The sequence below is a fragment of the Sulfurimonas sp. HSL-3221 genome, assembly GCF_021044585.1.
In the GTDB taxonomy this organism is placed as follows: Bacteria; Campylobacterota; Campylobacteria; order Campylobacterales; family Sulfurimonadaceae; genus Thiomicrolovo; species Thiomicrolovo sulfuroxydans.
The window spans coordinates 334,455-347,414 of sequence record NZ_CP087998.1 but is presented as its reverse complement, the minus strand read 5'-3'; the positions used below and the strand labels follow the sequence as shown (position 1 = coordinate 347,414).

The following is a 12,960-nucleotide window of genomic DNA, read 5'->3' as shown; positions in this document are numbered from 1 at the left end:
TATCGGAGCTGCCCGTTCGTTGAATCGGCACCCAAAAAGTGTCTACGAAAACCCTATCAATATAGTGTGCACACTGTGTGCACACAAACATTTTATGATGTTGGAAAGCAGTCTGACGAAGGAGTATCCCATGGAACACGACCACATGATGCACCATGTACACGCGATGGCGCATGACCACTCCGAGCATGCCGCGGCCCATGCGCATGCGGGGCATGGGCACGGCGGCATGGGCCATATGCACCACATGGAGGAGATGCGGCGGCGCTTCATTGTTTCGCTCATTGTCACCGTTCCCATCCTCCTCTTCTCGCCGATGCTCCAGGACTGGGCCGGCATCCGCTTCGACTTCCCCTACCGCGAAGAGCTCACCGCCCTGCTTGCCACGTTTATCTACCTCTACGGCGGCAAACCCTTCCTGACAATGACCCTGGACGAACTCAAAGCGCGGCAGCCGGGGATGATGACCCTGATTTCGATGGCGATCACCGTCGCCTACGGCTACTCCGTCTCCACCCTCGTCTTCCCCGGCGGCAAAGCCTTTTTCTGGGAGCTGGCCACCCTGATCGACGTGATGCTCATCGGCCACTACATCGAGGCCAAAAGCATCCTCGGCGCCTCGGACGCGCTTGAGGACCTCGTACGGCTGATGCCGAAGACGGCGACGCGACTGAACCGGGACGGCACCTCGGAAAACGTCGACGTCACGGCCCTGCAGCCCGGCGACCTCATCCTCGTGCGGCCCGGGGAGAACATTGCCGCGGACGGTACGGTCGAAGCGGGAGAGAGCAGTGTCAACGAGGCCCTGCTCACGGGGGAGTCCAAACCCATCTTCAAAACGGCAGGCGGAACGCTCTTCATGGGCGCCCTCAACCTCGATGGCGCCCTGCGCGTTCGCATCGACAAGGCCGGCAGCGAAAGCTACCTATCGCAGGTGATCGCCCTCGTCAAAGAGGCCCAGCAGAGCCGCTCGCACACCCAGGACCTGGCCAACCGCGCCGCGGGGTGGCTCTTCTATGCCGCGCTCGCCGCCGGGAGTGCCACCTTCGCCGTCTGGTCGCTGCTTCTCTCCCCCGCCGACGCCGTGCTGCGCGGCGTGACCGTCCTCATTATCGCCTGCCCCCACGCCCTGGGCCTTGCCGTGCCGCTGGTCGTCGCCATCTCGACGTCGCTCGCGGCGAAATCGGGCATTCTTATCCGCAACCGGCAGGCCTTCGAAGCCCTCCGCGGCATCGACACCATCTGCTTCGACAAAACGGGGACCGTCACCGAAGGGCGCCTGGCCGTCAGCAAAACGGTGGCCCTGGAAGATGACAATGAAATGCTCGCCTATGCTGCCGCGCTGGAACGCGATTCCGAGCACAGCATCGCCCGCGCCGTCACCGCCTATGCCGACAGCGTCGGGGTCCGCCCGCTCCGGGCCGACGCCTTCAAAGCCATTCCCGGCATCGGGGCTTCGGCGGAGGTCGACGGGCGTGCCGTCATGGTCGGCGGCCCGCAGCTCATTGCACGCGAAAGGCTCGCCATCCCGTCGCCCCTGCAGGTGTACAGCGACAGCGCCTCGACGACGGTCTGGGTCATCGTCGACCGCCGCCCCGTCGGCGTCATCCTCCTTGATGACAGGATCCGCAACAGCTCCGCGGATGCCGTTGCGACGCTGAAATCCTTCGGCATCAAGACCTGGATGCTGACCGGCGACAACGAGGCAGTCGCCGCCTCCGTCGCCGATATGACGGGCATCGACCGTTATCGCGCGGGGCTGCTGCCTGACGAAAAACTCGCCTTTGTCAAAGCGCGCCGGGCCGAAGGCAGGCGCGTGGCGATGGTCGGCGACGGCGTCAACGACGCCCCCTCCCTGCTTGGGGCAGACATCGGCATCGCCGTCGGCGCGGGGACGGACATCGCCATCGACAGCGCCGACATCATCCTGACCCGAAGCGACCTGCGCAGCGTCGTGGACGCCGTGCGGCTTTCGCGCCGCACCTACGGCAAGATGAAAGAGAACCTCTGGTGGGCAAGCGGCTACAACCTCGTCGCCATCCCCCTCGCCGCCGGGGTCCTCGCCCCCTGGAACATCGTCATCGGCCCGGCGTTCGGCGCCGTTTTGATGTCCATCAGCACCGTCATCGTCGCCCTGAATGCGCAGCTGCTCAAACGGGCGGCACACTGAGGCCCGGCATGCACACTCTCTGCACACTATCCCACTACACTGTTCTTCAATACCATTCAAAGGATGAAGGATGAAAACGATCACGCTCGCTGCGGCAGTGCTGCTCGCACTCGGACTGACGACAACGGCGGCCGCCCAAATGGGCAAGTGCAACGGTATGGGCATGCAGCAAGGCAACATGCAGCAGGGCAAAATGATGATGAACGGTGATATGAATCATGACCGTATGATGATGATGCAGCACCTCGACAACGTCAAGAGCTGCGTCAACAGCGCCACGACGACGCAGGAGCTCAATATGTGTAACATGAAGATGCGCAAAGGCGGTCCCATGATGCCGCAGGGCATGGGCGGCAAAAATATGGGCGGCCAGGGCATGGGCGGTCAGAAAAAGTGTACCGGGGGTAACTGAGGCGACTGCCTTGGATAACGCCTCGCCACAAAAGGAGACAAGATGCATACCTACGGCATGGGCTGGATGTGGCTGTGGTGGCTGCTTCCCCTGCTGATCATCGCCGCCGTGTTCTATCTCGCCGCCGGACGTGACAACGGCCGCCGGCGTTCCAGGGCCCTTGAACTGCTTGATGAACGCCTGGCCCGCGGGGAGATCGATATCGGTACCTACGAAAAGCTCAAGGCAGAGTTGACCGAAAACGGCTGAAGCGCCAGAAAGCCGCTTCTAACCGCAAACAGATTAAACTGGGTCATTCCCAATGAAGGCGGGCCATGCGCATACTCCTGCTCGAGGACGACCCCGTTCTCTCCGACATCGTCGGCGACTACCTGGCGGATCATTACGAGACGGACCGGGCCTATACGGCCGACGAAGCAACGGCCCTGATCGACGCAAAGCACTACGACCTCTTCATTTTCGACATCAACGTCCCCGGCCAGAACGGCATCGCCCTGCTGCAGAGCCTGCGCGAACTGAGCGTTACCACCCCCGCCATCCTCGTCACCGCCTATGAAGACACGGCCAGGCTGAAGGCCGGATTCGAGGCCGGCGCCCACGACTACATCCGCAAACCCTTCGCCCTCGAAGAGCTGCGGCTGCGCATCGAGAACAGCAAGCGGCTCTTCAACATTGAACAGCGTCAGAAAGTAAGGCTCGGAGACGACTGCTTCTACGATCCGGACGCCAAGCGCATCGAAACGGCGCAGGGACGGCAATCCCTCGCCCCGAAAGAGGCGGCGATGCTGGAGTATTTCCTCGCCCACCCCGGACGTACCCTCTCTTCGGAAGAGCTGGTGCAAAACCTCTGGGCCTACGACCAGCTCCCCAGCGACGCGACCCTGCGCTCGCATATCCGCCGACTGCGCGAGCTGATCGGCGGCGAACGCATCACCACCGTCCGCGGCATAGGCTACCGCTATGAATGAACTCGAAAAACGCTCCTTCTACTCTTTCCTGGGGCTCTACATCGTCTCCTCTTTTCTCTTCATCCTTCTGGCGGGCTTTTGGTACTACACGGCCCAAAAGCACGCCTTCGAGAACAACGAGCACTACCGGCTGGAGCATATTGCCGATCGCATCGGCACGGCGATCATCATGGCCCATATGCACGGCACCCCTCTGCAGATCCCCGCACTACACGGCGGGGATGTCCGCATCGCCCTGATCGGGACGGACGGGCGGCTTGTCTCGGGGGAGCTCCCCCCCGCCCTCGTTCCCGACGGGCCCGACTACCGAGAGTACGGCGGACGCATGGTCCTCGTCTCTGACGCCCCGAAGGAGCACCTGAGTATCCGCTACGTCGTCGTCAGCTCCGATGCGCTCTTCGGGGTGCTCGCGGAGCTGCGCGAGGTCGTCCTGGCGATGATGGCCGCCATCGCGCTGCTCGCCGCCACCGTCGCCTGGACCCTGTCCAAACTCTTTATGCGCCCCCTGCATCAGCGCGTCGTACAGACCGAACGCTTTGTCAGTGACGTCACCCATGAGCTCAACACCCCCATCACCGCCCTTTCCATGGCGGCCGAGCATCTCCTGCAAGCGGGCCGCTGCAGCGAGAAGACCCTGCGCAACATCACGGCGAGTACCCGGCAGCTCTATGACATCTACCGTTCCCTGACCTACCTCAATTTCGCGCGCAAAACGGAAACGCCCCACGCTATCGACCTGGCGAAGGTAGCTCAAAAGAGCGCGGACTACTACCGGCCGCTGATGGAGAGCAAACAGCAGCGCCTTCTGCTCAAGACGCACACCCTGTACATTGCCATCCCCGAGGCGGAGGCGCAGCTGTTGCTGGGCAACCTTATCGGCAATGCCGTCAAGTACTCCCCGGCGGGCGCAACCGTGCAGCTGGAAATGGATGATAATTGCATCATTGTCGTGGATGAGGGGATGGGGATAGCGCCGGAGCAGCAGCGCAGGATCTTCGAGCAGTTCACCCGTGCCACGGATATAGGCGGAGGCTTCGGAGTGGGGCTCTCCATCGTCAAACGGATCTGCGACGCCTACGGGGTCGCGCTTGCGCTCGATTCCGAGGAGGGGAAGGGGACGCGGTTCCGCCTCTGCTTTCCGCAGGGAGAGGCAAAACAATAAAGCGCGCGGCTCAGCCCAGCCGGTTCAGGTCCGCTTCGTCGAACTCCTGCCGCAGCGGGATGAGCATGCTCACGGCGACCAGCGCGATCCCGAAAACGAGGATTGTCACACTGCCGTAATCGCCGGCACCCCCCGTCAGGACGCTTTTTCCGAGGTCCGGCCCCATGATCGTTTTGAAGACCGGCTCGTAGAAGAGGGTAAAAACGAGCCCGCCGAGCAGCCCGCCGATGGCCCCGACGAGGACGTCGATCCGCCCCTCGGCGATGGATACGGGGCCCGTTCCCGGGCATTTGCCGAAGATCGCCATGGAGACGCCGAAGATCACCCCGCCGATGATAAGCCCGCCGAGCAGGATCGGCTTGATGTGGTAGTGCGCCCATCCCGCTTCGATCATAAAGTAGAGCCCGATACTCGCCACGCCTACGGCCAGGAAAAGCATCTTCGGCACGACGGTGTCGCGCAGCATCGCGAACCCGGCGATCTTCTCGAATTTGTCGACGCGGCTGTACTGTATGATCCCCCCAAAGAGAATCCCGATGACAAAGACAAGGGCGATGGAACCGTGCCCCTCGTTCGCGACGGTGTCAAACATCCCCATGATACGCTCAAACATCCTGCGCCTCCTTTTTGTAGAAGAGACGGCCCGTTATGAGTAGGGTCGCCATCACGACGCCGCCGAAGATCATCGCGCTGACCGCCGTCTGGCTCATGCCGCTCAGGAAGTGGCCGCTGGTGCATCCCCCCGCCAGGCGCGCGCCGATGATCATAAAAAAGCCGCTCGCGAAGCTCCATGCCAGGCGGGAGAGGACGGAGCCGTTCTTATACTTTTTCCATGCGGTCGGAATGACGCTGAAACGGAAACTCTTGGTGATAAAGACCGAGGTGACGAACCCGCCGAAAAGCGCGCCCAGCAGCATCACGCCCTCCCAGGCGCCGGCCCCGTCGATCTGCTTGAGGTAGCCGTACTGCTCGGGGTCGAGATTGAAGAGCAGCCCCGCGAAGTAGGGGACGTAGGTCGAAGCACCGATAGGACGGTCCGCTCCGAAAACGGAGAAGGTAAACAGCAGGAGCAGCGCCATCAGCAGTCCGCCGGCCCACCAGGGAATACGTCTAATCATAATCATCCTTTATCAATCCTATTTGTTTTTATAATTATAATATTTGACAATGAAAAACATAAATCAAGATAATTTTTAATTTCGTTCAAATATTTTGATCATCGTGCAAAACGGTATGCTATGATAAAGCCATGAATGAGACAATCGCCCCCGAATTCCGCCCCCTTGTCGACGCCGTCGAAGCCCACCTGCTCGGCAAGCGCCACGCCATCTCCCTGACGCTCGCCGCCTTCTTCGCCGGAGGCCATGTCCTGCTTGAAGACATTCCCGGCGTCGGGAAAACGACCCTCGCCAAGACCTTCGCGAACGTCATGGGGCTCGATTTCGGCCGCGTCCAGTTTACCGGGGACCTGCTCCCCTCTGACATCCTCGGGGTCAGCTACTTCGACCAGGAGAGCGGTAAGTTCGTCCTGAAAAAGGGCCCCATCTTCACCCAGTTCCTCCTCGCGGACGAGATCAACCGCTCCATGCCCAAAACCCAGTCGGCGCTGCTCGAAGCGATGGAGGAGCACCACGTCACCATCGACGGCAAAAGCCACGATCTCAAAGAGCCTTTCTTCGTCATCGCGACCCAGAACCCCCACGAAGAGGTCGGCACCTTTGCCCTGCCCCACTCCCAGCTTGACCGTTTCCTCTGCTCGTTCGGGATCGGCTACCCGGACAAAGAGGCGGAACGTGCCGTCTTGCTGGGCGGAGGCAGCCGTGCCGCCGCGGCGGTGCCACTCATGGACGCCGCGGCGATCAACACGGCGATGGAGGCGGTACGGACAGTCCACCTCAGCCCGGCGCTGATCGAGTACCTCCAGTCGCTGATCGCCTACACCCGCGACAGCGGCCGCTTCGTCTACGGCCTCTCGACACGGGGGGCACTGGCGCTGGCGGCGATGACACGGGCCTGGGCCCACCTGCACGGGCGCGACTACGCCGTCCCCGACGACGTCCAGGCCGTCCTCGGCGAAGTCTGCCTCCACCGCCTCGCCTTCAAAGAGGGGGTCACGACCCTGAACCGCATCCGCCATGAGCTCTTTTCGCACGTTCCTGCGGATGCGTAGACGCGTCCGCCAACGGGCGACGCGCTTCAGCCTCCTGGTCGTCATCCTGCTCTTCAGCCTCTTTCTCGAGGCCTATATGCACAACTTCAACCTCGTCTACATCACCCTCTTTTTCGTCTTTGCCAGCGCCTTTGCCGCCGGGCCGCTCGGGCTGCGCAACCTCGGCTGCCTCGAGGCGGAACCAAACGGCTGCGACCGCCTCTTCGCCCGCAGGACAACGCAGTGCCATTTCAAAATACGCAACACCTCTGCGCTGGGGGCCTGGGCCGTCGAACTGCACGGCGGGGAGGCCCTCAACACCCTGCCCGAAATCCCCCCGCACACGACGCTCAGTGCCGCGCTGCAGCTCAGCCCCGAGCGGCGGGGGCACTTTGAGGCGGGGCCCTGCACCCTGCAGAGCCTCTTTCCCCTCTCGACGGTCCGTTTCGTCCTCGAGATCGCCAAGAGCTGCGAGCGCATCGTCTACCCTGAACCCAGGGGCGAACCCCTGCGCAGCTTCCTGCTGCGGCAACGCTCCCCCTTCGGGGATGAAACGGATTTTGAGGGGCTGCGCAGCTACAGCGGCGCGGAGAGCCCTTCGCGCATCCACTGGCCCTCCGTCGCCAGGGGCGAACTCGCCGTGAAAAGCTTCGACCGTGAACGACGGACGGAGAGCCTGCAATTCGACTTCGTCCGCAGCGGCAGGGATGACGAAGCCCGCCTCTCGCAGCTGACCCTCTGGGCCCTCGAGTGCGAGGCCGCGCGCCTCCCCTTTACCATCCTCATGCCCCGCAAGGTGCTTGACAGCAAAAAGGAGGGGATCGATGAGATTCTCGGCTATCTCGCGCTTTACTGATCCCGCGGCAGCGGGGAGGAGCCGCATGGCAAAGCGCCTGCGCGCCTGGCGCGAAAACCGCGAACTCTTTTTGCTCGACCTCGCCTATCTGGCGGTGGTGACCCCGGTACTGCTGCTGGTCAAGGCGCCGATGCTCCTCTTTCTGCTGCTGGTGCTCGTGCTGCTGCTGGCCCGCAAACGAGGCAGCGCGGCGACCCTGCTGCTCGTCGCGCTGGCCGGCCTCTTCGCCATCTTCTTCTCCATCTACGGCGCCTTCAACTTCGCGGGGCTCTCGCGGCTGAAGCTCTTTGTCGAGCTCATCCTCTACCTCCTGCTGCTCGCCGTCAGCCTGCAGCGGCTGACCCGGACGATCAACTTCTACCTGCTCGTCTCCCCGGTGCTGATCCTGGCCCTGTCGCTCTTCTTTTTCGACTCCATCGCGATGCTCGTCTACGTCGTTTTCGAGGTCTTCGTCCTGCTGTGGCTCATCCTCGCCTACCGCACCCGCGCCGACGCGCTCTCGAGCCTCCGGGTCACGGGGATGCTTTTCGCCCTGTCGCTGCCCTGGGTCGTGCTGCTCTTTTTCTTCTTTCCCCGCATCTCGTTTGAGCACGCCTCGTACGGTTTCCGGGGCGACGAAATCACCCGGACCGGCCACGACGGCACGATGCGCATGGACGGCGCCGCCCTGCTGGTGCCCTCCGAACGCATCGTCATGGAGGTGGGATTCCAGAACGCGATGCCGCCCGATGGTCAGCTCTATTTCCGCGGCAGCGTCCTCTACCGCGATAAAAAAGATCACTGGGAGCCGCTTCCCGCCTATGTCAGAAGGGCCTTCGCGCCGAAACAGCGCGCCCAGGAGGGGATGTACCGTTCCGCCGATGATGTGACCGCCTACAAGGTGTCGCTCTACCCGACCCACAAGAAGTGGCTCTACCTCCTCGACCTGCCGCTCGAGGCCCCGGAGGGGGCGACGATCAACGCCGACTTCGAAACGACGCTGGAGAAACCCGTTGACGAACCGCAGCACTACGACGCGGGATCGGCCCTCGTCTACCGCTACGGCGACCGCACGGAACGCACCGTTTTAGCCTACGCCCGCGACGTCAACCGCAGCGCCAACCCCCGCAGCGCAAAAGCCGCCGACACGATCGCGGCAGCCAACCCCGACCCGAAACAGCGCCTCAACGCCCTTTTGCACTTTTTCCGCGACCAAAATCTCACTTACAGCCTGCGCCCGGAGCCCCTGGACCTCAACCACACCGCCGACAGTTTCCTCTTCGACAAACACAAAGGGTACTGCGTCCATTTCGCGGGCAGTTTCGTGACCCTCTCAAGGCTGGCGGGGCTGCCGGCCCGCGTCGTCACGGGCTACAAGGCCGACCGCAAGAACAGCGTCAAAAACTACCTTGCCGTCAAGGAGCGCGACGCCCATGCCTGGGCGGAGGTCTACCTGGGCGACCACTGGCAACGCGTCGAAACGACGGCGGCCGCCGCATTCATCGACAGCGAGAGCGCCGAACTGCTGCGTCAGACCGGCACGCTCGAAGACAACGGCGAGCGCCTGACCCGGCTGAACCTCTACCTGCTCTATGTCAAATACCAGGTGGAGACCTGGGTCCTGCAGTACAGCCACTTCAGGCAGATGCGCCTGCTCGAAAACGTCAAGCAGCATCCCGCCCTGGCCGCCAAACTGGCCGCCGCTTTCGCCCTGATCGTGCTGGCCAGCGCGGCGCTCTTTCTCTGGCTGCGCCGTCCGCGCTGCAAGGATAGGCTGCTCTGCCTGCTGCGCCCGCTGCTTTCAAGGCTGCAGCGCAGCGGCTTCGCACGCGAAGAGGGGGAGACGCTGCACCGCCTTTTCACGCGCTATCTCGACCTCTACCCCGGCAGCGCCCTGACCGAGGTCGACCGCCTCTATCACCGGCTGCAGTACGGCACGGCCAAGGAAGATGCTGTACAATTCAAAAAGGCCATCCGCGCCTTTCTGCGCGAATCCACCGCCAAAGGAGACTCCGATGCTCGTAAGCTATGACGCTGTCAACGCCGGGGACATCTACAAACTGATGTCGCAGACCATCATCCCCCGCCCGATCGCCTGGGTCGTCACCGAGAGCAGCGGCGTCGTAAACGTGGCACCCTTCAGCTACTTCACCGGCCTCTCCTCCAACCCACCGACGATGCTCTTCTCTGTCGGCCACAAAAGCGACGGCACGCCCAAGGACACCCTGCGCAACCTGCGCGAAACGCAGAAGTGCACCGTCTGTATCGCCTCGGAAGCTCAGCTCGAGCACCTGCATTTCTCCTCCAAGGAGCTCGAGGCCCACGTCAGCGAAGCGGAGCAGTTCGCCATTCCCCATACGCGCCCCGTGCCGGAATACCCGCCGATGATCGAAGGTGCCCCCGTCGCCTTTTTCTGCGACTTTTACAGCGAAGTCGACCTGGGGGAGAGCAAGACGATCCCGCTCATCGTCGAGATCAAGGCGCAGTTCGTCGACGATGTCTGCATCACGGACAAAGAGCGCATGACGATCACCTTCGACCCCATCGCCCGTATCGGCAAGAGCTACGCCCATATCGGCGAGGAGCGCACCCCGCCGCCGATCCCCTGATCACTCCCGCTCTATCCTCCTGTCCCGCCCAAGACGGAACACGTCGAAATCCTCGGCAATGAACAAGGGGCCGTCATAGGCTGAGCGGATCTCCTGCTCTATTTCGCTTAGTTCATGGGGACCGCCCCTGCCGAAGCGGGGGCTGATGTGCGTCGCGATGAGCGCGCCGACGCCGGCAGCGCCCGCCGCGCGCCCAAGATCGCGGGCCGTCGTGTGCAGCTGTTTTTCGACGAGACTGTCGTAGATCGCCTGCGTGTAGGTGCATTCGTGCACGAGCAGGTCGAGCCCCTCCAGCGCCGCGCCCAGTACGGAAGGCTCCGCATTGTCCCCGGCGATAAGGAGTGAGCGTCCCCGGAACGGCTCCAGCATATACGCCTGCGGTTCGTAGACCCGCCCCCCGGCGGTGACGGTCAGGCCCCTTTTCAGCTCCCCGTAGAGCGGGGAGGGTTCCAGGCCTTCACTGCGCAGCTTCGCCTCGTCGAGCCGGTTGGCGGTGTCGTTCTCTTTGACCAAGAAGCCGTGACTCTCGATGGAGTGCACCAACGGCATAACAGTGACGCGGAAACGCTCAAAGATAAACTGATCCCCCGGCGTGTACTCGATGATCTGCAGGTCGTACCCAAGGTAGTCGGCGTCGGTGTCCGTAAAGCAGTTGATGAATGCGGCGATCCCTTTGGGCCCGTAAATGCGCAGCGGACGGAAGGCCCTGTCCATCCGCTTTGATGCCAGCAGGCCCGGCAGCCCGAAGATGTGGTCGCCGTGCATATGGGTGATGAAGATCGCGGCCAGTTTTCCGACGGAGGGGCGCGTGCGCAGCAGTTGGTGCTGGGTCCCCTCCCCGCAGTCGAAGAGGTACCATTGCGGCTCCTGCTCCATCTGCAGCGCCAGCGCCGTGACGTTGCGCTCCTTCGTCGGTTTTCCCGCGCTTGTTCCAAGGAAGGTCAGTTTCATACGCATAGTATAGTACAATATAGGGTTTCTGGAGGTACCCCTGAATGCGCAAACACCGTGGATTGGCCCCCGAAGACACCCTCTTTTTCGATCCGAAGCGGCTTGCCGTGCTGCGGCAGGCCGTCGGCGACCTCTCGTGGCTGCTGCAGCGCGGCTACAGCACCAAGGCGGCCCTCGTTCTGGTCGGCAACCATTTTCAGCTCGTCGAGCGTGAACGGCTCGCCATCGTGCATACCGCCGGCGACGGCGCACCGAGACACTCCCCCCTGGCCTTCGAGACGCTGCGGGGCAAAGCGCTCTGCATCGACGGTTTCAACCTGCTGATTACCCTCGAAACGGCGCTGGGCGGAGGCATCATCCTCATCGGGACAGACGGCTGCTACCGCGACATCGCCAATATCCACGGCGCCTACGCTCTTCGGGCTGAAACCGAGGAGGCCATCACCGTCGCCGCCACTGCGCTCAAAGAGGCCGGGGTCGCCGAGGTGCTGTGGCTCTTCGACCGCCCCGTTTCCAACAGCGGCAGGGTCGCCGCCCTCGTCAACGATACCGCACACAGGCTCTCGGTCCCAATGGAGGCGCTCACGGCCGACGAGGTCGACGCCAAAGTGAAACGGTGCGGCGGCGTCGCCGTCACCGCCGATTCGGAGATCCTCGCCAGCGGGGTCGCATGGTTCGACCTCGCCGGCTGGATCATCCGCACACGGATCCCGGATGCGCGCCTTATCGACCTGCGTTCTCCCGCCGATGCTTAAACCCTCTGCAAAGGCCCTGCACCCCTCAGAACCTCCTAAGCAAGCTGTGTTAAGATTGCACTATCAGACGGCCTCCCTGGAGTGTTGGCCGTTTGCTCCAACGAATGGGCGCATACTATGACGTATCCTCTCGCGCTTTTATCCATCTTCTTTTTACTGTTCGTGCTCTGGGCCTCCATTGTCTATGTTCGCGCACGCCGCCGCAACAGGCTCCTGGAGACGCTGCGCACCATGCCTTTTCCCGAGGAGTGGCGCCGTTACCTGGAACGGACCGTTCACTATCCTCAGCTCAGCGAAGAGGAGCGCCGGCGTATCGAACGTGCCGTCCTGCGTTTTGTCTATACGAAACCCTTCAGCGGTGTCGGGCTTGAGGTGACGGAGGAGATGAAAGCCGTCATCGCCTTTTACGCCTGTATGATCGTGCGGCACCGGCCCGAATCCTACGACTACCCGACGCTGGAGGGCATCATCATTTACGCGGACGGTTTCCTTGTCGATGAGTACCATGAACACGGCGGGATCGTTTCGGAACAACGTGCGGTGCTTGACGGGCAATCCTCCCACGATACCGTCGTCCTTGCCTGGCCCGACGTGGAAGCCGAGGCCTACCACCCCTCCGAGTACAACGTCGTCATTCACGAATTCGCCCATCTCCTCGACTTCGAGGACGGGCTGACCGACGGCGTTCCGCTGCTGCCCAAAGAGAGCGCCCCCAAATGGGAGCACGTCATGGCGCGGGAGTTCAAACACCTCGCGGCCGCCACGGAGCACGGGCACCTGAACGAAAAGCAGCAGCTCCTCGGTACTTATGCCGCCACGGACATGGCCGAGTTTTTTGCCGTCGCTTCCGAGCGCTACTTTATGCAGCCCGACGCTTTCGAGCAGCACTACCCCGAACTCTACACCCTCTTTTCCGCCTACTACGGCTGATACTGCCATATATCAGCTC

Annotated in this window: 14 protein-coding genes; 11 read left to right on the top strand and 3 right to left on the bottom strand. The window is 62.5% G+C overall.

The genetic code is table 11. The features are described from left to right. Nucleotides 1–130 precede the first annotated feature (130 nt). The 5 genes from LOH54_RS01760 to LOH54_RS01740 all read left to right on the top strand — a co-directional run bounded on the left by LOH54_RS01760 (nt 131) and on the right by LOH54_RS01740 (nt 4,712). A complete protein-coding gene (locus LOH54_RS01760; protein ID WP_231020013.1) occupies nt 131–2,170 on the top strand; it encodes a copper-translocating P-type ATPase in 2,040 nt (679 codons plus the stop codon). 70 nt (nt 2,171–2,240) lie between these two features. After that, nucleotides 2,241–2,582: a hypothetical protein gene (locus LOH54_RS01755; protein ID WP_231020011.1), complete on the top strand. Its 342-nt coding sequence runs from the start codon at nt 2,241–2,243 to the stop codon at nt 2,580–2,582. A gap of 42 nt (nt 2,583–2,624) precedes the next feature. Beyond that, complete coding sequence (locus LOH54_RS01750) at nt 2,625–2,831, top strand: SHOCT domain-containing protein (RefSeq protein WP_231020009.1); 207 nt, start codon at nt 2,625–2,627, stop codon at nt 2,829–2,831. A 65-nt stretch (nt 2,832–2,896) separates the two neighbouring features. After that, entirely contained in the window at nt 2,897–3,550 is a 654-nt protein-coding gene (locus LOH54_RS01745) for a response regulator transcription factor (RefSeq protein ID WP_231020008.1), read from the top strand. Continuing rightward, on the top strand, nt 3,543–4,712 hold the full coding sequence (locus tag LOH54_RS01740) for a sensor histidine kinase (RefSeq protein WP_231020005.1): 1,170 nt from the start codon (nt 3,543–3,545) through the stop codon (nt 4,710–4,712). Before LOH54_RS01745 ends, LOH54_RS01740 begins: the two co-directional genes overlap by 8 nt. A 10-nt stretch (nt 4,713–4,722) precedes the next feature. Here the strand turns inward: LOH54_RS01740 and LOH54_RS01735 are convergent, their stop codons facing one another. Together LOH54_RS01735 and LOH54_RS01730 are read right to left on the bottom strand one after the other, a co-directional pair. Continuing rightward, entirely contained in the window at nt 4,723–5,325 is a 603-nt protein-coding gene (locus LOH54_RS01735; RefSeq protein ID WP_231020004.1) for a YeeE/YedE thiosulfate transporter family protein, read from the bottom strand. After that, nucleotides 5,318–5,830, bottom strand: coding sequence for a YeeE/YedE thiosulfate transporter family protein (locus LOH54_RS01730; RefSeq protein ID WP_231020002.1), 513 nt, complete (start codon nt 5,828–5,830; stop codon nt 5,318–5,320). Before LOH54_RS01730 ends, LOH54_RS01735 begins: the two co-directional genes overlap by 8 nt. 131 nt (nt 5,831–5,961) lie before the next feature. On the opposite strand from LOH54_RS01730, the gene LOH54_RS01725 reads away from it, so the two are divergent. The 4 genes from LOH54_RS01725 to LOH54_RS01710 are packed head-to-tail and all read left to right on the top strand — an operon-like array spanning nt 5,962 to nt 10,305. Beyond that, a complete protein-coding gene (locus tag LOH54_RS01725) occupies nt 5,962–6,882 on the top strand; it encodes an AAA family ATPase (RefSeq protein WP_231020000.1) in 921 nt (306 codons plus the stop codon). Further along, nucleotides 6,875–7,717, top strand: coding sequence for a DUF58 domain-containing protein (locus tag LOH54_RS01720; RefSeq protein WP_231019998.1), 843 nt, complete (start codon nt 6,875–6,877; stop codon nt 7,715–7,717). The genes LOH54_RS01725 and LOH54_RS01720 overlap by 8 nt, the downstream gene beginning before the upstream one ends. 25 nt (nt 7,718–7,742) lie before the next feature. Beyond that, nucleotides 7,743–9,728 carry a transglutaminase TgpA family protein gene (locus LOH54_RS01715; protein ID WP_231019996.1) on the top strand — a complete coding sequence of 662 codons (1,986 nt, stop codon included), beginning with the start codon at nt 7,743–7,745 and terminating at the stop codon, nt 9,726–9,728. Then, nucleotides 9,712–10,305, top strand: a complete 594-nt coding sequence (locus LOH54_RS01710) for a flavin reductase family protein (RefSeq protein WP_231019994.1) — start codon at nt 9,712–9,714, stop codon at nt 10,303–10,305. Before LOH54_RS01715 ends, LOH54_RS01710 begins: the two co-directional genes overlap by 17 nt. On the opposite strand, the gene LOH54_RS01705 is transcribed toward LOH54_RS01710, so the two are convergent. Then, the gene (locus tag LOH54_RS01705; RefSeq protein ID WP_231019992.1) at nt 10,306–11,256 is read right to left on the bottom strand and encodes an MBL fold metallo-hydrolase; all 951 of its coding nucleotides are present in this window, start codon (nt 11,254–11,256) and stop codon (nt 10,306–10,308) included. Between the two features lie 44 nt (nt 11,257–11,300). Here LOH54_RS01705 and LOH54_RS01700 point away from each other — a divergent pair, with 44 nt between their 5' ends. Both LOH54_RS01700 and LOH54_RS01695 read left to right on the top strand, forming a co-directional pair. After that, nucleotides 11,301–12,011, top strand: coding sequence for a DUF434 domain-containing protein (locus LOH54_RS01700; protein ID WP_231019991.1), 711 nt, complete (start codon nt 11,301–11,303; stop codon nt 12,009–12,011). A 117-nt stretch (nt 12,012–12,128) separates the two neighbouring features. Then, nucleotides 12,129–12,941, top strand: coding sequence for a M90 family metallopeptidase (locus LOH54_RS01695; protein ID WP_231019989.1), 813 nt, complete (start codon nt 12,129–12,131; stop codon nt 12,939–12,941). The last annotated feature ends 19 nt before the right edge of the window (nt 12,942–12,960 follow it).